Origin of the sequence: Streptococcus mitis (assembly GCF_946188585.1) — a bacterium.
GTDB lineage: Bacteria > Bacillota > Bacilli > Lactobacillales > Streptococcaceae > Streptococcus > Streptococcus mitis_DG.
Window position 1 is genome coordinate 24,760 of record NZ_CAMHVI010000008.1, and the last position, 18,627, is coordinate 43,386.

Sequence of the window (18,627 nt, forward strand, 5' to 3'; positions counted from 1 at the left end):
ATGAAAATCAATAAAAAATATCTAGCTGGGTCAGCAGCTGCACTTGTTTTAAGTGTCTGCGCTTATGAACTAGGTTTGCATCAAGCCCAAACTGTAAAAGAAAATAATCGTGTTTCTTACATCGATGGCAACCAACCAAGCCAAAAGGCAGAGACTTTGACACCTGATGAAGTTAGTAAAAAAGAAGGTATTAATGCCGAGCAAATTGTCATCAAGATTACGGATCAAGGTTATGTGACTTCTCATGGGGACCATTATCATTATTACAATGGTAAGGTTCCTTATGATGCTATCATTAGTGAAGAACTCCTCATGAAAGATCCGAATTATCAGTTGAAGGATTCAGATATTGTCAATGAAATCAAGGGTGGTTATGTGATTAAGGTAGACGGGAAATACTATGTTTACCTGAAAGATGCAGCTCATGCGGACAATATTCGAACAAAAGAAGAAATTACTCGTCAGAAGCAAGAACACAGTAGTAATCACGGAGGTGGTTCTAGCGATAAAGCGGTAGTCGCTGCTAGAGCTCAAGGCCGCTATACAACGGATGATGGTTATATCTTTAATGCGTCTGATATCATTGAGGACACGGGTGATGCCTATATCGTTCCTCATGGCAATCATTTCCACTATATTCCTAAGAGTGACTTGTCTGCCAGTGAACTGGCTGCAGCTCGAGCCTTCCTAGCTGGGAAAGGTAATCAACCAAGCTCAGTTGGGTATCGTCCTTCAACAAATTCTTCTAGCAGCTCATCAGAGGCATCAAATAGTAGTTCATATGGACAAACGAATCAAAGCAATGTTGAAGCAAATACCAGAAGATGGACTCCAAGTGTTAGACAACAAGTGGATAATAGCTATCAAGCTAGTCCGAGTGAAGACGTATCCAGTCTCTTGAAACAACTTTATGCCTTGCCACTCAGTCAACGACACGTGGAATCAGATGGACTTGTCTTTGATCCAGCGCAGATTACAAGAAAAACTGCGAATGGTGTTGCAGTGCCACATGGAGACCATTATCACTTTATCCCTTATTCTCAAATGTCTGATTTAGAACAGAAGATTGCGAGAATGATTTCTGAAAATTATCAAGGAAATCATACTACTGCAGGTGGTAAAGAATTAAAACCAATTCCGACTCCAAGTCTTCCAAATTTAATTCCATCTCCTGTTTTGCCAGCTCTTACCTTAAAACCTTTGAAACCTATTGTAAAGCCGGCTCCTACTCCAAATCCTAAAATAGACTCAAATTCTTCTTTGGTTAGTCAGCTGGTACGAAAAGTTGGAGAAGGATATGTTTTCGAAGAAAAAGGAATCTCACGCTATGTCTTTGCGAAAGATTTACAATCTGAAACTGTTAAAAATCTTGAAAGCAAGTTATCAAAACAAGAGAGTGTATCACACGCTTTAACTGCTAAAAAAGAAAAAGTTGCTCCTCGTGACCAAGAATTTTATGATAAAGCATATAATCTGTTGGCTGAGGCTCATAAAGCCTTGTCTGAAAATAAAGGTCGCGTTTCTGATTTCCAAGCCTTAGACAAATTAGCAGAACGCTTGAATGATGAATCTTCTAATAAAGGAAAATTGGTAGATGATTTATTGGCATTCCTAACACCAATTACTCATCCAGAGCGACTTGGCAAACCAAATTCTCAGATTGAGTATACCGAAAATGAAGTCCGCATTGCTCAATTAGCTGATAAGTATACAACGTCAGATGGTTACATTTTTGACGAACATGATATTATCAGTGATGAAGGAGATGCTTATGTAACGCCTCATATGGGACATAGTCACTGGATTGGAAAAGACAGCCTTTCTGATAAGGAAAAAGCTGCAGCTCAATCTTATACTAAAGAAAAAGGAATTCTACCTCCGTCAGCAGACGCAGATGCTCAAGCAAATCCAACTGGAGATAGTGCAGCGGCCATTTACAATCGTGTGAAAGGTGAGAAACGAATTCCACTCGTTCGACTTCCATACATGGTTGAGCATACAGTTGAGATTAAAAATGGTAATTTAATTATTCCTCACAAGGATCATTACCATAACATTAAATTTGCTTGGTTTGATGATCACTCATACAAAGCTCCAAATGGCTATACCTTGGAAGACTTATTTGCGACGATTAAGTACTATGTTGAACATCCTGATGAACGTCCACATTCTAATGACGGATGGGGAAATGCCAGCGAGCATGTCTTAGGTAAGAAAGACCACAGTAAAGATCCCAAAAAGAACTTCAAAGCGGATGAAGAACCAGTAGAGGAAACACCTGCTGAGCCAGAAGTCCCTCAAGTAGAGACTGAAAAAGTAGAAGCCAAGCTCAAAGAAGCAGAAGCTTTACTTGCTAAAGTAACAGATGCTAGTCTGAAAGGCAATGCGACAGAAACCCTAGCTGGTTTACGAAATAATTTGAGCCTGCAAACCATGGATAATAATGGTATCATGGCAGAAGCAGAAAAATTACTTGCGTTGTTAAAAGGTAGTAATCCTTCACCTGTAAATAAGGAAAAAACAAACTAATGAAAAATGGGAGTCTCGATAAAGGGGCTTTCATTTTTATTATGTATATACGAAAAATTCTTGACAAGCAGTACTAAAAAGAGTAAACTATTAACTAGTTAATTAACTGGTTTATTGTTTTATAGTGAATCAAATAGAGTTAAGAAAAGAGGAAAGAATGAAAATTAATAAAAAATATCTAGCTGGGTCAGCAGCTGCACTTGTTTTAAGTGTCTGTGCTTATGAACTAGGTTTGCATCAAGCTCAAACTGTAAAAGAAAATAACCGTGTTTCATACATTGATGGCAACCAACCAAGCCAAAAGGCAGAGACTTTGACACCTGATGAAGTCAGTAAAAAAGAAGGTATTAATGCCGAGCAAATCGTTATCAAGATTACGGATCAAGGTTATGTGACTTCTCATGGAGACCATTATCATTATTATAATGGCAAGGTTCCTTATGACGCCATCATCAGCGAAGAACTGCTGATGAAAGATCCGAATTATCAGTTGAAGGATTCAGATATTGTCAATGAAATTAAGGGTGGTTATGTCATTAAGGTAGACGGGAAGTATTATGTCTATCTTAAGGATGCAGCGCATGCTGATAATGTTCGCTCAAAAGAAGAAATCACTCGTCAGAAGCAGGAACACGGTAGTAATCACGGAGGAGGTTCTAGCGATAATGCGGTAGTCGCTGCTAGAGCTCAAGGCCGTTATACAACGGATGATGGTTATATCTTTAATGCCTCTGATATCATTGAGGACACGGGTGATGCCTATATCGTTCCTCATGGCAATCATTTCCACTATATTCCTAAGAGTGATTTGTCTGCCAGTGAATTAGCTGCTGCTCAAGCCTTCTTATCTGGAAAAGGTAATCAACCAAGCTCAGTTGGCTATCGTCCTTCAACAAATTCTTCTAGCAGTAGCGCATCAGAGGCATCGAATAGTAGTTCATATGGACAAACGAATCGAAGCAATGTTGAGGCAAATACCAGAAGATGGACTCCAACTGTTAGCTCACAAGTGGATAATAGTTATCAAGCTAGTCCGAGTGAAGACGTGTCCAGTCTCTTGAAACAGCTTTATGCCTTGCCGCTTAGCCAACGACACGTGGAATCAGACGGACTTGTCTTTGATCCAGCACAGATTACAAGAAAAACTGCGAATGGTGTTGCAGTGCCACACGGAGACCATTATCACTTTATTCCTTATTCTCAAATGTCTGATTTAGAGCAGAAGATTGCGAGAATGATTTCTGAAAATTATCAAGGAAATCATACTACTGCGGGTGGTAAAGAATTAAAACCAATTCCGACTCCAATCCTTCCAAATCCAATTCCTGCTCCAGAGCCTACCCCGATACCAAGTCCACAACCTGTACCAAATCCTCAACCAACTCCAAGCAATCCAATTGATGGAAAATTGGTAAAACAGGTGATTCGAAAGGTGGTTGATGGTTATGTCTTTGAAGAGAATGGAATTTCGCGTTATATTTCTGCCAAGGAACTTTCAGCAGAAACTGTTGCAGCCATTGATGATAAACTTGCCAAACAAGAAAGTTTGTCTCATGAGTTAGGAGCTAAGAAAACCAATCTTGCATCTGCTGATCAAAAATTTTACAACAAAGTTTATGATTTACTAGCAACAGTTCATCAAGATCTGATTTCCAATAAAGGGCGCCAAGCTGATTTTGACGCTTTGGATAGACTATTGGAACGTCTCAACGATGAGTCAAGTGATAAGGTCAAGTTAGTTGATGATATCCTTGCTTTTCTAGCGCCGATTCGTCATCCAGAACGTTTAGGAAAACCAAATGCACAAATAGCTTACACAGATGATGAGATTCAAGTAGCCAAGTTGGCAGGCAAGTATACAACAGAAGATGGCTATATCTTTGATCCACGTGATATTACCAGTGATGAGGGGGATGCCTATGTAACTCCGCATATGAGCCACAGTCATTGGATTAAGAAAGAAAGTTTGTCTGAAGTTGAAAGAGCATCAGGTCAAGCTTATGCTAAAGAGAAAGGTTTGACGCCTCCTTCAACAAATCATCAAAGTTCAGGAAATACTGAGGCTAAGGGAGCAGAAGCGATTTACAATAGAGTAAAAGCAGCTAAGAAGGTACCACTTGACCGTATGCCTTACAATCTCCAACATACTGTGGAAGTTAAAAATGGAAGTTTGATTATACCTCATTATGACCATTACCATAACATCAAATTTGAGTGGTTTGACGAAGGACTTTATGAGGCACCTAAGGGGTATACTTTAGAAGAGCTATTTGAAACTGTGAAGTATTATGTCGAACATCCAAACGAACGTCCGCATTCAGATAGTGGTTGGGGCAATGCGAGCGACCATGTTCAAAGAAACCACAATAGTCAAGCTACTAACAATCAAACAGAGAAACCAACAGAGGAGAAAACTCAGACAGAAAAAATTGAGGAGGAAAAACCTCGCGAAGAAAACCCGAAAAATGAGAAAGCACAATCTCCAAAACCAAAAGAACCAGAGGAATCAGAAGAAGAATCACCATCAGAACCAGAGGAACATCAGGTTGAAACTGAAAAGGTTGAAGAAAAACTGAGAGAGGCGGAAGAGTTACTTAAAAAAATTCAGAATCCAATTCTTAAGTCCAATGCCAACGAAACTCTCACAGGATTAAAAAATAACCTGTTATTTGGTTCTCAGGACAACAATACTATTATGGCAGAAGCTGAAAAGCTATTAGTCTTGTTAAAGGAGAGTAAGTAACTATACAACAATTATATAAGATAAAAAGGGAGCAGAATATGGATTCTGTTCTCTTTTTTATGAAATTGTGTAAAAATTCTTGACATATTTTCTAAATAAAGATAAACTATTTACTAGTTAATTAAATGGTTAAACACTAGTTAAGGAGTTATAGTGAAAAAGAGGACGATTTTAGTATTGATGACCAGTGTATTGGTTCTGGTATTAGTTGCTTGTGGCCAAAAGGAAAGCCAGTCAGGTAAAGGGATGAAAATTGTGACCAGTTTTTATCCTATCTATGCCATGGTCAAGGAAGTATCTGGTGACTTGAATGATGTTCGAATGATTCAGTCAAGTAGCGGAATTCACTCCTTCGAACCTTCAGCAAATGATATCGCAGCTATCTATGATGCAGATGTCTTTGTTTACCATTCTCATACGCTCGAATCTTGGGCAGGAAGTTTAGATCCCAATCTAAAAAAATCTAAAGTTAAGGTTTTAGAGGCTTCAGAAGGAATGACATTGGATCGTGTCCCTGGTCTAGAAGATGTGGAAGCAGGTGATGGAGTTGATGAAAAAACGCTTTATGACCCTCACACTTGGCTAGATCCTGAAAAAGCTGGCGAAGAAGCCCAAATTATAGCTGATAAACTTTCAGAGGTTGATAGTGAACACAAAGAAACTTATCAAAAAAATGCGCAAGCCTTTATCAAAAAAGCTCAAGAATTGACTAAGAAATTCCAACCTAAATTTGAAAAAGCGAGTCAGAAAACATTTGTAACCCAACATACAGCCTTTTCTTATCTAGCTAAGCGATTTGGACTCAATCAACTTGGTATTGCAGGTATCTCTCCAGAACAAGAACCAAGTCCAAGACAACTAACAGAAATTCAGGAATTTGTAAAAACCTATAAGGTTAAAACGATTTTTACAGAAAGTAACACTTCTTCAAAAGTAGCTGAAACTCTTGTCAAATCAACAGGTGTAGGTCTTAAAACTCTGAATCCTTTAGAGGCAGACCCACAAAATGACAAGACTTACCTAGAAAACCTAGAAGACAATATGAGTATTTTAGCAGAAGAATTGAAATGAGGAGATTATGAAAATAAATAAGAAGAAACTTGCTGCTGGTGCAGCTGTCGTCCTTTCTTTAAGTCTTTGTATTTATGCATTGAATCAACATCAGACAGGAGAGAATAAAGATACGAATCGTGTATCTTATGTCGATGGGAAACAAGACACTCAAAAAACAGAGACACAAACACCAGATCAAGTCAGCAAAAAAGAAGATATCCAGGCTGAACAGATTGTTGTGAAAATCACTGATCAAGGTTATGTGACTTCACACGGTGATCATTTCCATTATTATAATGGGAAAGTTCCTTTTGATGCGATTTTCAGTGAAGAACTTTTGATGAAAGATGCCAATTATCAACTTAAAGACGCTGATGTTGTTAACGAAATCAAAGATGGTTACATTATCAAGGTGGATGGTAAGTATTATGTTTACCTTAAGGATGTGGCACATGCGGATAACGTTCGTTCGAAGGACGAAATTGAACGCCAAAAACAAGGTCATACTCACGATGCACCAACATCTAATAGTGCAGTGGCGCTTGCTCAATCTCAAGGTCGCTATACTACTGATGATGGCTACATCTTTAATGCATCTGATATTATAGAGGATACTGGTGATGCTTATATCGTCCCTCACGGAGGACATTACCACTACATTCCAAAGAGTTCCTTGTCTGCTAGTGAATTGGCTGCAGCACAAGCTTACCTCTCTGGAACTAGAAATCAGCCTAGTGTGACTGACTATCGTCCAAGTACAAATGGGACTGGTCAAACTCCCAAGCCTATTCAACAGGCTGAAATACCAAGTAATAAATCCGAGAGTCTTCAAAGTCTATTACAGCAGCTTTATGCTCTTCCAAGTACTCAACGATATACTGAATCGGATGGTTTGACTTTTGACCCTGCTAAGATTTCAAGCAGAACACCAAGTGGTGTAGCGATTCCTCATGGAAATCACTATCATTTCATTCCCTATACAAAGCTTTCTGCATTAGAAGAAAAGATTGCGAGAATGATTCCTCTAACTAGTGACAGTGAGAAACCAACACCATTGGAGAATCCAAGCAAACCAGCAGAAAAACCTACTCAGCAAAACCATCATCATGAGAAAGACGGTGATCATGGAAGTCAGGCACATAAGCATGAAGAACATGGACATGACGCTCATCATGATGAAGACCATGATCACGGTTTTGATGCTAATCGTGTCATCAGTGAGGATGAACAAGGCTTTGTCATGTCACACGGTGACCACAATCATTACTTCTTTAAGAAAGATTTGACAGCAGAGCAAATTAAGTCGGCTCAAGATCATTTAAGAGGTAAGACGCCAGTAACACCAAGTCCAGCACATGATGATGAACACGATAAAGATAATCATGGGAACCATCATGATGAAGACCATGATCATGGTTTTGATGCCAATCGTGTCATCAGTGAGGATGATCAAGGCTTTGTCATGTCACACGGTGATCACAATCATTACTTCTTTAAGAAGAATCTAACACCAGAACAAATCAAGGCCGCGCAGGATCATTTGAGAGGTAAAACATCAGTAACACCAAGCCCAGCCCATGATGATGAACACGATAACGATAATCATGGCCACAAACATGGTGAAGACCATGCTCACGGTTTTGATGCCGATCGTGTCATCAGTGAGGATGAGCAAGGTTTTGTCATGTCACACGGCGACCACAATCATTACTTCTTCAAGAAGGATTTGACTGCTGATCAAATCAAGGCAGCGCAAGAACACTTGAAAGGTGCAAGTCCAGCAACACCAAGTCCAGCCCATGATGATGAACACGATAACGATAATCATGGCCACAAACATGATGAAGACCATAATCATGGTTTTGATGCCAATCGTGTCATCAGTGAGGATGAGCAAGGTTTTGTCATGTCACACGGTGACCATAATCATTATTTCTTCAAGAAGGACTTGACAGCGGAGCAAATTAAGGCTGCACAGGATCATCTGAAAAGTAAAACGCCAGCAACACCAAATCCAGCTCATGATGACGATCACGATGAAGATAATCATGGACACCATCATGATGAAGACCATGATCACGGTTTTGATGCCGATCGTGTCATAAGTGAAGATGATCAAGGCTTTGTCATGAGTCATGGTGACCACAATCATTACTTCTTCAAGAAGGACTTGACAGCAGAGCAAATTAAGGCAGCGCAAGACCATCTGAAAACACATCATGATGCAGAACCTGTAAAACCTCTTGCTAAAACGGTAGAGTCTTTCTCAAGAGATGCTAGCGATGAAGAAAAAATTGCTTATATTTCTAAGACCTACGGAGTTCCACTTGAAGCTATTAGAATTTCAAACGGCTTCTTTGTCTTTGGAAATCCAGACCAAGCCTACGATCCAACTCATATCCATCCATATGCTGTTCGTAAAGAACACGTTCGGATTCCTCTTCAAACTGGCAATCCAGAACTTGATTTCTTAAATGAACTCTATACCACTGCTTTGCGAGATGGTGTGTCTCCTTATAGTTTACAGGTAGAAAATGGTAGTTTTGTGATTCCTCATGGCGACCACAATCACTACATCAAGGTTCAAACGAAGGGATATGAAGTGGCTTTGAAAAACAAGATTCCAGCCCTACAATCCAATTATCAACCTGGAGCTTTTGATGAGAAGGCAGTCTTGGAAAAAGTGGATCAACTTCTAGCTGATAGCAGAAGCATCTATAAAGACAAGCCTATCGAACAAAGACAGATTGAGTTAGCCTTAGGTCAGTTTACTGAAAACATGAAGAAATTGGCAACTAACTCTACAGCAGGTTATCTTGCAACCCTTGATCTCTTTGATAAGCAATATATCCATATTGATGAGAGTGTCAAGCCTACTGAAACAAGTGCTTTAGATAAAAAATATCAAGCCTTGATTGATAAAATCAATACTCTGGATACAGACGCTTATGGACTTCCTAAGAAAGACCTTCTCGTTCGACTCCAAGAAGCTAAATTGGCTAAAGATGAGACTGGTTTAGCAGCGGTTGAATCACAACTTCAAGCTCTTCAAGACTTTAATGATCGAACAGGTGTTACAACAGTAGAATACATCAAGTATTTCTACGAACACGTAAATGACGGTCGTTTGAGTGATGAACTTCGAAACAAAGTGGCTCAGTTGACTTGGACCTTGTATCAATCTCAATCCTTCCTTAAGGCAGCAGAATTGAACAGATTATTCCCAAGCATCTATCAGGCAAAACAAGAAGTGGAAGAAGCATTGAAAGCTCAGTCAACTACTGCTAAATCGACTCAGACAGTTCTAGATACTGAAAAAGTTGATAATCAAAGTGCCAAAACAGCTATTTATGGCTTCTTGAAAGAATTGTACGGAGACTTTATGCCTGAAGAACATGTCAATCATGTTAGCAAGGAAGAAGTAGAAAGTCTTTTGAGCAAGGCAAATCAACTCTTGGAACAAATCCAAGAAGAAGGAATCAGACAATCCTTGGCAGAAGAAGTAGAAAATCTCAAAGCTGCTACAAATAAGGCTGATGCAGACTTGGATGAAGTAAACAGCCAGGTAAAAGATGTCTTGACTCGTATCGCTAGCGCCCTTCAACAAGAGAAGGAAAATGCAGAGCAAGATCCTCAGACACTTGTACTTTATCAAAAACTCTACGATATTCTTATGTCGCTTCACGCATACTTAGAAAACAATAAGGGTTCTGATGCCGACTTTGATAAGGTGGATGCATTACTAGATCAACTTTCTGCTAAGAGTAAGGATAAAGCCGCTTTACTTGAATTGACAAAAGCTATTCTGGTCTTGAATCAAGAAATCAAGTCAAAATCAAGTGCAAGTGAAGAAACAACTCCATCAACAAATGCTGAATCAAATGGTGATAAGACAAGTGCTGAAAACCAACCTAACGCAACTACAGAATCTAACAGTGAAACTGCCATCGACGAAAACAAACCGAGCAAGGCAACAGATTCTAAACCAGATGAATCAACTTCAGAAAAGGAAACAACAGAATCTACAACAAGTACTGGAAATCAAGAAAAACCAGCAGAATAAAAAGAAAGGCGAAGTAGCTGAGCTACCTCGTCTTTTTTAGTCTCTATAAGCTACGATACCAATGATGGTATCAACTGCACGTTCCATAGTCTGAAGGCTGACGTATTCAAAACGTCCGTGCATATTTTCACCACCCGCAAAGATATTGGGAGTAGGGATTCCCATAAAGGAAATTTTAGAGCCGTCTGTCCCTCCACGGATTGGTTCGATTATAGGAGTGATCCCTAAATCTTCCATAACGGCTTTAGCAATGGTAATTGGAGTCATATCTTTTTCAATGACTTCTTTCATATTGTAGTACTGGTCTGTCAAGTTTAGAGTGACACGGTCGCTACCAAGTTCTTGATTCATCTTATCAGTGATAGACTGCATAGCTGCTTTACGAGCTTCAAAGGCATCTTTTTCAAAATCACGAATGATGTAGCTTGCACGCGCCTCTTCGACACTACCTGTCACATCCATTAGATGGTAAAAACCTTGGTAACCATCCGTTAACTCAGGTCGGTCATTCTCTGGAAGTTGATTATGAAAATCAATTGCTAGCTGAAGGGCGTTGACCATTTGCCCTTTGGCAGTACCAGGGTGGACATTGCGTCCTTGGAAATGCAATTCAGCACCAGCTGCTGAAAAGGTCTCGTACTGAAGCTCACCTAGCGGCCCACCATCCACTGTGTAGGCAAAGTCAACATCAAAATCTTCAGCATCAAATTTATTAGCACCAACACCGATTTCTTCATCTGGACCAAAGCCAACACGAATCTCACAGTGTTTGATTTCAGGATGGATAGTCAGATATTCAATGGCAGTCATAATCTCAGCAATTCCTGACTTGTCATCAGCACCTAGCAAGGTTGTTCCATCGGTTGTGATGAGCGTTTGTCCAGGATATTTCTCAAGACTCTTAAAGTCAGCTGGATCGAGTTTGAAACCAGAATTTCCTAGTTCAATCACACTGCCATCGTAGTTTTCAATTACCTGTGGATTGACTCCTTCGGCATTAAAGTCAGCAGTATCCATGTGGGAGATGAAGCCAATTTTACGTGTTAAAGATGGATCATTGGCTGGTAAGGTCCCAATTGCAAAACCATTTGGTAGATAATAAACATTTTGTAATCCAACACGTCTCATTTCAGGAATAAGAACATTTGTAGCAAAATCTATCTGACTTTGCGTACTTGGAGTAGTAGTAGAGTGTTCATCAGAGCGTGTGTTGACCTTAACGTAGGTTAGGAATCGGTCCAAGAGATTGGGATAAGTCATAAAAAACTCCTTTTGAATTCATTTTTTCCATTGTATCATAGAAAAGAGAGAAAAACAAAGGACTGAAGTTAGGGAAATTCGCTATGTTGGCGTTTACTTATCAACGAATTAATGATAAAATAAACTTGATAAAAATATCACAAGGAAGCGATTATGAAAAAAGCAATTTTAATGATGACTTTCGGTTCGCCAGAAGAGATTACCTTTGAAGGTGTGGCTGATTTTTTCACAAATATTCGTCGTGGAGTGAGACCTCAAGACCACGAAATTCAAACTCTCTACGATAATTATGTACGAATTGGGGGCACGCCTCTGCAAAAAATTACTCGAGAAGAGGTTGCTTTGGTAGAAGCTAGGCTGGGGAATGAGTATAGTGTTTATTTTGCTAATAAGTTTTCTAGACCCTTTATCCCAGATGTGATTGGTCAGATGGAAGCAGACGGAATCGAGCAGTGCATTTGCTTAATTTTAGAGCCCCATTATTCTTTCTACTCTGTCATGGGCTATGAAAAATTTTTAGAAAGCAAACAAATTCAATTTTTAGTTATTAAGGACTGGTATCAAGAAGAAGCGCTCTTAAACTATTGGGCAGATGAAATTGCTAAGATTTTAAAAGAAGAAGTAAAGCAGGATAGCTTTAAAGTCATCTTTTCAGCTCACAGTGTCCCCATTTTTGCCTTGGATTTTGGTGATCCTTATATCGATCAAATTTTTGAAAATAGCAAGTTAGTCGCTGAAAAACTAGGTTTGAGTTCTGAGCAATATACTAACACTTGGCAAAGTGAAAGTGATATCGGGATTCCATGGATTAAGCCAGATGTCTTGGAGTATCTTAGAGAGCAGAAAGAACATCCAGATCATTATATTTTTGTACCTATTAGTTTTATTAGTGAGCACATTGAAGTCTTGTTTGACAACGATGTGGAATGTTATGACTTGTGTCAGGAATTGGGGGTGAACTATCATCGTCCACCAATGCCCAATACAGATTCTCGTTTGATTGATGCCTTGGTCAATACAGTCAGAGCTAATGAACATCAAGAGTTTAAGGAATTTCTCCCAGAAGAAGAAACCTTTGATGAGTTAGTTCCTTCAGATGAGACTAAAAATATCTTGGCTGAATCTCAAGATTTACAAATGCCAGAATTTGTGAAAAAATTGATTGAGAAAAAAGGTCGAGAGAATGTTAAGATGCCTTATCTAATCAAGAAAATGCTTGAGAAAGCAGGCAAGTTACCGAAAGAGTAAAGAAAAAAGGATTTAGCTTTGTGCTAGATCCTTTTAAATGATTATTTTTTCTCAAGAAGAGCTTTGATTTCCTGAAGTACTTCCAACTCAGTTGGACCAGCTGGAGCTTCCTCAGCAGCTTCTTTCTTAGTAAGGCTTTGAGCTTTTTCAATACCTTTAATAACGAAGAAGAGAACAGTACCGATAACTAGGAAGTTGATAACAGCACTCAAGAATTTACCATATGTAACACCATTCCAAGCAAGCTCAGCGATGTTTTGTACTTTCGCAGCTTCCAAGGCTGGATTCAAAATAAGTGGAGTGATGATATCGTTAACAAGTGAAGTAACGATTGCACCAAAAGCAGTAGCAATGATTACACCGACAGCAAGGTCAACAACGTTACCACGAAGCAAAAATGCTTTAAGATCTTTTAACATTTTCATAATTTCCTTTCCATAATTTCAAATTTATTATAACTCAATTACAAATAAATTGCAAGATTAATGCTTAGAATTTACCTTGTTTTCTTAAAAATATACAATTTACTTAAAAAATAATTTAACATAATAATAGCAATTTGAGCCGATAAAGTCTCAATCTCATTAACTAAGTCCAGATTATTGTTAACGAACCGTCCAATGATTTCTGGAAAACGTGTAACAAAAATAAAAGTCAAGACAAGGTCAAGACCAAAAGTGAAGAGACGTGCTAGAGTAAATTTTACTAAACGTCTTGACCAATTCTTCCTAGCTTGCTTAAATACAAGTCTATCATTTGTAATAAATGCAAAGAGGATACCGATAATATTTGCCAAGGCAGTCGCAAGGAGTTCTTGATGACTTAGTTGATAAATGACTAATCGGGATAGGATAGCTATAAGAGTAGTCGCTATACCAAAAAAGAGATAAGCAAAGAGTTCATTATCTAAGAGACATTGAATACGTTTTTTCATGCTTTTAGTATAGCATAATGCAGGCTATTGTGCTATACTAGTAAGGTTGATTCAAGCAACCCTTGGTGCTTAGCTTCTTTCACCAAGCATATTACACGCGGACAACCCGCCAAAGGAGAAAAGATGAAAAAATTAACTATTCGTGATGTAGCAGATATTGCAATCGTTGCTGCTATCTATGTCGTTTTGACTGTCACACCACCTCTAAATGCCATTAGCTATGGTGCTTATCAGTTCCGTATTTCAGAAATGATGAACTTTATGGCTTTTTACAATCCTAAGTACATCATCGGAGTTACCATCGGTTGTATGATTGCTAATTTCTTTAGCTTCGGACTGCTAGATGTCTTTGTTGGTGGAGGATCAACCCTAGTATTTCTTAGTCTAGGTGTTTGGCTTTTTGCAAAATACAGCAAAGATTACCTCTTTAACGGACTAATTCGAAAAGATCATTTCTTCTTCTCAATCCTCTTTTCAATTTCTATGTTTACCATCGCTGCCGAGTTGAATATTGTAGCTCAATTACCATTTTTCCTTACTTGGTTTACAACAGGAGTTGGTGAATTTGCCTCATTGATTATTGGAGCGATTATTATTGGTAAAATTGGTCGTCGAATCGATTTAAGAAAATAGAAGAAGACAGGCTGGGTGACCTTTACCTGGCTTTTTCTTATGGAAAATTTCTAAGGAAACTTGACAAGTTTTTCTAACTATAGTATACTTTTTAAGTAAGCTGATTTAGCTCAGTTGGCAGAGCGCATCCATGGTAAGGATGAGGTCGCCGGTTCAATCCCGGCAATTAGCATGATATTTACAGGGAAACTCTTGAACACAAGAGTTTTTTTCTTATGCTCGCGAGAAAAAATTCTGACTTTTGTATAATAAAAGTCAGCCTGCAAAAATTTTTTATTGACAAAACCACTTATTTCTAGTAATATAATAGACGCGATGAGTCGATAGGTAGTCTTCGGACTACTATTGAGTATAAGGAGGTCATAACGCAGGAGCGGACCTTGATGAGTTGTGTGAACCTGCTCATCACATGAAGATGCCTCTTAGTCCCTGGTCTAGCGACTGGGGATTTTTATTTTCCAAAAAATGATGAAAAAGCTTTGCAATTCATGGAAAAAGTAGTATAATACATCTATTATAGAAATTTTTAGAAAATTCCGAAAGAGGTTACTTATGGGATATACAGTTGCTGTAGTCGGCGCGACAGGTGCTGTCGGTGCTCAGATGATAAAAATGTTGGAAGAATCAACACTTCCAATCGATAAAATCCGTTTACTTGCTTCTGCACGTTCAGCAGGCAAGACTTTGAAATTTAAAGATCAAGATATTACAATTGAAGAAACGACTGAAACTGCTTTTGAAGGAGTTGATATTGCTCTCTTTTCAGCAGGTGGTTCTACATCAGCTAAGTATGCACCATACGCAGTTAAAGCTGGAGCGGTAGTAGTAGATAACACATCTTACTTCCGTCAAAATCCAGATGTTCCTTTGGTTGTTCCAGAGGTCAATGCTCACGCACTTGATGCCCACAACGGAATTATTGCCTGCCCTAACTGTTCAACAATCCAAATGATGGTGGCTCTTGAGCCAGTTCGCCAAAAATGGGGCTTGGATCGTATCATCGTTTCAACTTACCAAGCAGTCTCTGGTGCTGGTATGGGAGCGATTCTTGAAACACAACGTGAACTTCGTGAAGTCTTGAATGATGGTGTAACCCCACGTGATTTGCATGCGGAAATCTTGCCGTCAGGTGGTGATAAGAAACACTATCCTATTGCCTTCAACGCTCTTCCACAAATTGATGTATTCACTGACAATGATTACACTTACGAAGAGATGAAGATGACTAAGGAAACTAAGAAAATTATGGAAGATGACAGCATTGCAGTATCTGCAACCTGTGTGCGTATTCCAGTTTTGTCAGCTCACTCTGAGTCTGTTTACATCGAAACAAAAGAAGTGGCTCCAATCGAAGAAGTCAAAGCAGCTATCGCGGCCTTCCCAGGGGCTGTTCTTGAAGATGATGTAGCTCATCAAATCTATCCGCAAGCCATCAATGCAGTTGGATCACGAGATACCTTTGTTGGTCGTATCCGTAAAGACTTGGATGCTGAAAAAGGAATCCACATGTGGGTTGTTTCAGATAACCTTCTCAAAGGTGCTGCTTGGAACTCAGTTCAGATTGCAGAAACTCTTCATGAACGTGGTTTGGTTCGTCCAACTGCTGAATTGAAATTTGAATTAAAATAGTCATATCGTTTAGGAGTTCAGATGAACTCCTTCTTTGAAATAGAGAGGTGTTTTCATGTCTTATCAAGATTTAAAAGAGTGTAAAATCATCACGGCCTTCATTACCCCTTTTCACGAGGATGGTTCTATCAACTTTGATGCCATTCCAGCCTTGATTGAGCATTTGTTGGCGCATCATACAGACGGTATTCTCCTAGCTGGAACGACTGCTGAGAGTCCAACTTTAACCCACGATGAGGAGTTGGAACTCTTTGCGGCTGTACAAAAGATTGTCAATGGACGTGTTCCTTTGATTGCGGGTGTTGGTACCAATGATACGCGTGACTCTATCGAGTTTGTCAAAGAAGTAGCGGAATTTGGTGGTTTCGCAGCTGGGCTTGCTATCGTACCTTACTACAACAAACCTTCTCAAGAAGGGATGTACCAGCACTTTAAGGCCATTGCAGACGCTTCGGACCTACCAATTATCATTTATAACATTCCAGGTCGTGTGGTTGTCGAATTAACTCCAGAAACTATGCTTCGTTTGGCTGACCATCCAAATATCATTGGTGTCAAAGAATGTACGAGCTTGGCTAATATGGCTTACTTGATTGAGCACAAACCAGAAGAGTTCTTGGTCTATACAGGTGAGGATGGAGATGCTTTCCATGCCATGAATCTTGGTGCGGACGGGGTTATTTCTGTTGCATCTCATACAAATGGAGATGAGATGCACGAAATGTTCACTGCCATTGCAGAAAGCGATATGAAAAAAGCAGCGGCTATTCAGCGTAAATTCATTCCTAAAGTCAATGCCCTCTTCTCTTATCCAAGTCCTGCTCCTGTTAAGGCAGTTCTTAACTATATGGGATTTGAAGCTGGACCAACTCGTCTACCTCTTGTTCCAGCACCAGAAGAAGATGCCAAACGCATTATCAAGGTTGTCGTAGATGGTGACTACGAAGCGACTAAGGCAACTGTAACAGGTGTCTTAAGACCAGATTACTAATAAATACAATAAAATCCATGACCGCAAAAAGGATCATGGATTTTTCTTATTTTCCTAAACAGAATTGGCTAAAGAGTTGGGTAATGAGTTCATCTGGAGCAGCATCCCCTGTGATTTCTCCGAGGATTTCCCAAGTACGAGTCAAGTCAACTTGAAGCAAATCAACTGGCATACCTAATTCCAGCCCTTGGTTAACAGCCTGTAGGCTTTCGACGGCCTTTTCAATCAAGGAAATGTGACGGGCATTTGACAAGTAAGTAGCATCTTGCTCAACCAAACCAGCATTTTTAAAGAAGAGGTTGTTGATTCTCTCTTCAATCTTATCGATGTTTTGGTTTTTAAGTACTGAAATACGAATAACGTCTTCAGGTAGTTCCGAAGTTTCAATCGCTTCAGGAAGATCAGTTTTATTAAGAAGAATAATTCGGTTGGTATCTTGGCTAATTTCAAGAAGTTGTCTGTCTTGAGCAGTCAGTGACTCACTGGCATTTAGCACTAGTAGAACTAAGTCAGCTTCCTTAAGAGCTTTTTTCGAACGCTCAACACCAATTTGTTCCACGATGTCATCCGTTTCACGAATACCAGCTGTATCAATCAATTTGAGAGGAACACCATTGATGTTGACGTATTCTTCAATGACATCACGTGTAGTACCAGCGATATCAGTGACGATTGCCTTGTCCTCACGCAAGAGGTTGTTGAGCAGGCTTGATTTCCCAACGTTGGGGCGTCCGATGATAGCAGTGGAAATTCCTTCACGGAGGATTTTACCACGACGGGCTGTTCTAAGGAGATTGGTTAGCAATTGCTCAAACTCCATAGTCTTTTCACGGACAACAGCAGTAGTAGCTTCCTCAACATCGTCATACTCAGGATAATCAATATTAACCTCGACTTGGGCAAGTGTATTGAGGATTTCTTGACGGGTATTGTTAATCAGGTTTGAAAGGGAGCCGTCTAATTGCTTAACTGCAATGTTCATAGCCTTGTCTGTCTTGGCACGGATGATGTCCATCACTGCCTCAGCCTGTGTCAAGTCCACACGACCGTTTAAAAAGGCACGTTTTGTAAATTCACCAGGTTCTGCCAATCGAGCTCCTTCACGGATAGCTAGCTGGAGAATTTCATTGGTCACCGCAATCCCACCGTGGGTGTTGATCTCAATAATATCCTCACGAGTAAAGGTCTTTGGAGACTTCATAGCCCCAACCATAACCTCGTCCATAACCTTACCAGTTTGAGGGTCAACGATGTGACCGTAGTTAAGAGTGTGGCTAGCAACCTTGTTCAGGTCTTTTCCTTTAAAAATCTTTTGCGCAATAGCAAAACTTTCTGTTCCGCTCAGGCGGACAATACCGATAGCTCCTTCGCCTAGTGGAGTGGAGATAGCAGCGATGGTATCAAATTCACGTGTAATCATAATGTTTCCTTTAATTAATTGCTCTTTTCTTGAAAATATCTCCAAGTCTCTTTTCAAATTGTAACAAATTTAGGCTATTTCTTCAATGGATGCTACTTGGAGATTGAAAAAGCCTAAGCAATTC

General features: G+C 39.5%; 12 protein-coding genes, 1 tRNA gene and 1 riboswitch. Of the genes, 9 read left to right on the top strand and 4 right to left on the bottom strand.

What is annotated here, in order from left to right:
• From N8M66_RS08325 to N8M66_RS08340, 4 genes are all read left to right on the top strand, one after another.
• On the top strand, positions 1 to 2,529 hold the full coding sequence (locus tag N8M66_RS08325) for a pneumococcal-type histidine triad protein (RefSeq protein ID WP_261046879.1): 2,529 nt from the start codon (positions 1 to 3) through the stop codon (positions 2,527 to 2,529).
• 157 nt (positions 2,530 to 2,686) lie between these two features.
• The gene (locus N8M66_RS08330; RefSeq protein WP_261046882.1) at positions 2,687 to 5,272 is read left to right on the top strand and encodes a pneumococcal-type histidine triad protein; all 2,586 of its coding nucleotides are present in this window, start codon (positions 2,687 to 2,689) and stop codon (positions 5,270 to 5,272) included.
• 180 nt (positions 5,273 to 5,452) lie between these two features.
• A complete protein-coding gene (gene adcAII / locus N8M66_RS08335; RefSeq protein WP_419991942.1) occupies positions 5,453 to 6,343 on the top strand; it encodes a zinc-binding lipoprotein AdcAII in 891 nt (296 codons plus the stop codon).
• 7 nt (positions 6,344 to 6,350) lie between these two features.
• Positions 6,351 to 10,388 (top strand): pneumococcal-type histidine triad protein, encoded by a 4,038-nt coding sequence (locus N8M66_RS08340; RefSeq protein ID WP_261046885.1) that lies wholly within the window; start codon positions 6,351 to 6,353, stop codon positions 10,386 to 10,388.
• A 36-nt stretch (positions 10,389 to 10,424) separates the two neighbouring features.
• Here the strand turns inward: N8M66_RS08340 and pepT are convergent, their stop codons facing one another.
• Positions 10,425 to 11,648 (bottom strand): peptidase T, encoded by a 1,224-nt coding sequence (pepT, locus tag N8M66_RS08345; RefSeq protein WP_261046888.1) that lies wholly within the window; start codon positions 11,646 to 11,648, stop codon positions 10,425 to 10,427.
• Positions 11,649 to 11,801: 153 nt separating this feature from the next.
• On the opposite strand from pepT, the gene hemH reads away from it, so the two are divergent.
• The gene (gene hemH, locus N8M66_RS08350) at positions 11,802 to 12,896 is read left to right on the top strand and encodes a ferrochelatase (RefSeq protein WP_261046891.1); all 1,095 of its coding nucleotides are present in this window, start codon (positions 11,802 to 11,804) and stop codon (positions 12,894 to 12,896) included.
• 41 nt (positions 12,897 to 12,937) lie between these two features.
• On the opposite strand, the gene mscL is transcribed toward hemH, so the two are convergent.
• Positions 12,938 to 13,315 carry a large conductance mechanosensitive channel protein MscL gene (gene mscL / locus N8M66_RS08355; protein WP_033687014.1) on the bottom strand — a complete coding sequence of 126 codons (378 nt, stop codon included), beginning with the start codon at positions 13,313 to 13,315 and terminating at the stop codon, positions 12,938 to 12,940.
• A 77-nt stretch (positions 13,316 to 13,392) separates the two neighbouring features.
• Positions 13,393 to 13,830, bottom strand: a complete 438-nt coding sequence (locus tag N8M66_RS08360) for a GtrA family protein (protein ID WP_261046892.1) — start codon at positions 13,828 to 13,830, stop codon at positions 13,393 to 13,395.
• Positions 13,831 to 13,858: 28 nt separating this feature from the next.
• Positions 13,859 to 13,956, top strand: a riboswitch (PreQ1 riboswitch).
• Between N8M66_RS08360 and N8M66_RS08365 the strand changes: the two genes are divergently transcribed.
• The 4 genes from N8M66_RS08365 to dapA all read left to right on the top strand — a co-directional run bounded on the left by N8M66_RS08365 (position 13,954) and on the right by dapA (position 17,083).
• Positions 13,954 to 14,463: a QueT transporter family protein gene (locus N8M66_RS08365; RefSeq protein WP_261046895.1), complete on the top strand. Its 510-nt coding sequence runs from the start codon at positions 13,954 to 13,956 to the stop codon at positions 14,461 to 14,463. Its footprint overlaps the riboswitch before it by 3 nt.
• A gap of 99 nt (positions 14,464 to 14,562) precedes the next feature.
• A tRNA-Thr gene (locus N8M66_RS08370) sits at positions 14,563 to 14,635 on the top strand.
• Positions 14,636 to 15,015: 380 nt separating this feature from the next.
• Complete coding sequence (locus N8M66_RS08375; protein WP_000542464.1) at positions 15,016 to 16,092, top strand: aspartate-semialdehyde dehydrogenase; 1,077 nt, start codon at positions 15,016 to 15,018, stop codon at positions 16,090 to 16,092.
• A 55-nt stretch (positions 16,093 to 16,147) separates the two neighbouring features.
• The gene (gene dapA, locus N8M66_RS08380) at positions 16,148 to 17,083 is read left to right on the top strand and encodes a 4-hydroxy-tetrahydrodipicolinate synthase (protein ID WP_000121608.1); all 936 of its coding nucleotides are present in this window, start codon (positions 16,148 to 16,150) and stop codon (positions 17,081 to 17,083) included.
• A 46-nt stretch (positions 17,084 to 17,129) separates the two neighbouring features.
• On the opposite strand, the gene mnmE is transcribed toward dapA, so the two are convergent.
• Positions 17,130 to 18,503, bottom strand: coding sequence for a tRNA uridine-5-carboxymethylaminomethyl(34) synthesis GTPase MnmE (gene mnmE, locus N8M66_RS08385; RefSeq protein ID WP_261046898.1), 1,374 nt, complete (start codon positions 18,501 to 18,503; stop codon positions 17,130 to 17,132).
• Positions 18,504 to 18,627: the final 124 nt, after the last annotated feature.

Coding starts and splice junctions, on each gene's coding strand:
- N8M66_RS08325 (WP_261046879.1), top strand. CDS start 1: ATGAAAATCAATAAAAAATATCTAGCTGGGTCAGCAGCTGCACTTGTT.
- N8M66_RS08330 (WP_261046882.1), top strand. CDS start 2,687: ATGAAAATTAATAAAAAATATCTAGCTGGGTCAGCAGCTGCACTTGTT.
- adcAII (WP_419991942.1), top strand. CDS start 5,453: ATGACCAGTGTATTGGTTCTGGTATTAGTTGCTTGTGGCCAAAAGGAA.
- N8M66_RS08340 (WP_261046885.1), top strand. CDS start 6,351: ATGAAAATAAATAAGAAGAAACTTGCTGCTGGTGCAGCTGTCGTCCTT.
- pepT (WP_261046888.1), bottom strand. CDS start 11,648: ATGACTTATCCCAATCTCTTGGACCGATTCCTAACCTACGTTAAGGTC.
- hemH (WP_261046891.1), top strand. CDS start 11,802: ATGAAAAAAGCAATTTTAATGATGACTTTCGGTTCGCCAGAAGAGATT.
- mscL (WP_033687014.1), bottom strand. CDS start 13,315: ATGTTAAAAGATCTTAAAGCATTTTTGCTTCGTGGTAACGTTGTTGAC.
- N8M66_RS08360 (WP_261046892.1), bottom strand. CDS start 13,830: ATGAAAAAACGTATTCAATGTCTCTTAGATAATGAACTCTTTGCTTAT.
- N8M66_RS08365 (WP_261046895.1), top strand. CDS start 13,954: ATGAAAAAATTAACTATTCGTGATGTAGCAGATATTGCAATCGTTGCT.
- N8M66_RS08375 (WP_000542464.1), top strand. CDS start 15,016: ATGGGATATACAGTTGCTGTAGTCGGCGCGACAGGTGCTGTCGGTGCT.
- dapA (WP_000121608.1), top strand. CDS start 16,148: ATGTCTTATCAAGATTTAAAAGAGTGTAAAATCATCACGGCCTTCATT.
- mnmE (WP_261046898.1), bottom strand. CDS start 18,503: ATGATTACACGTGAATTTGATACCATCGCTGCTATCTCCACTCCACTA.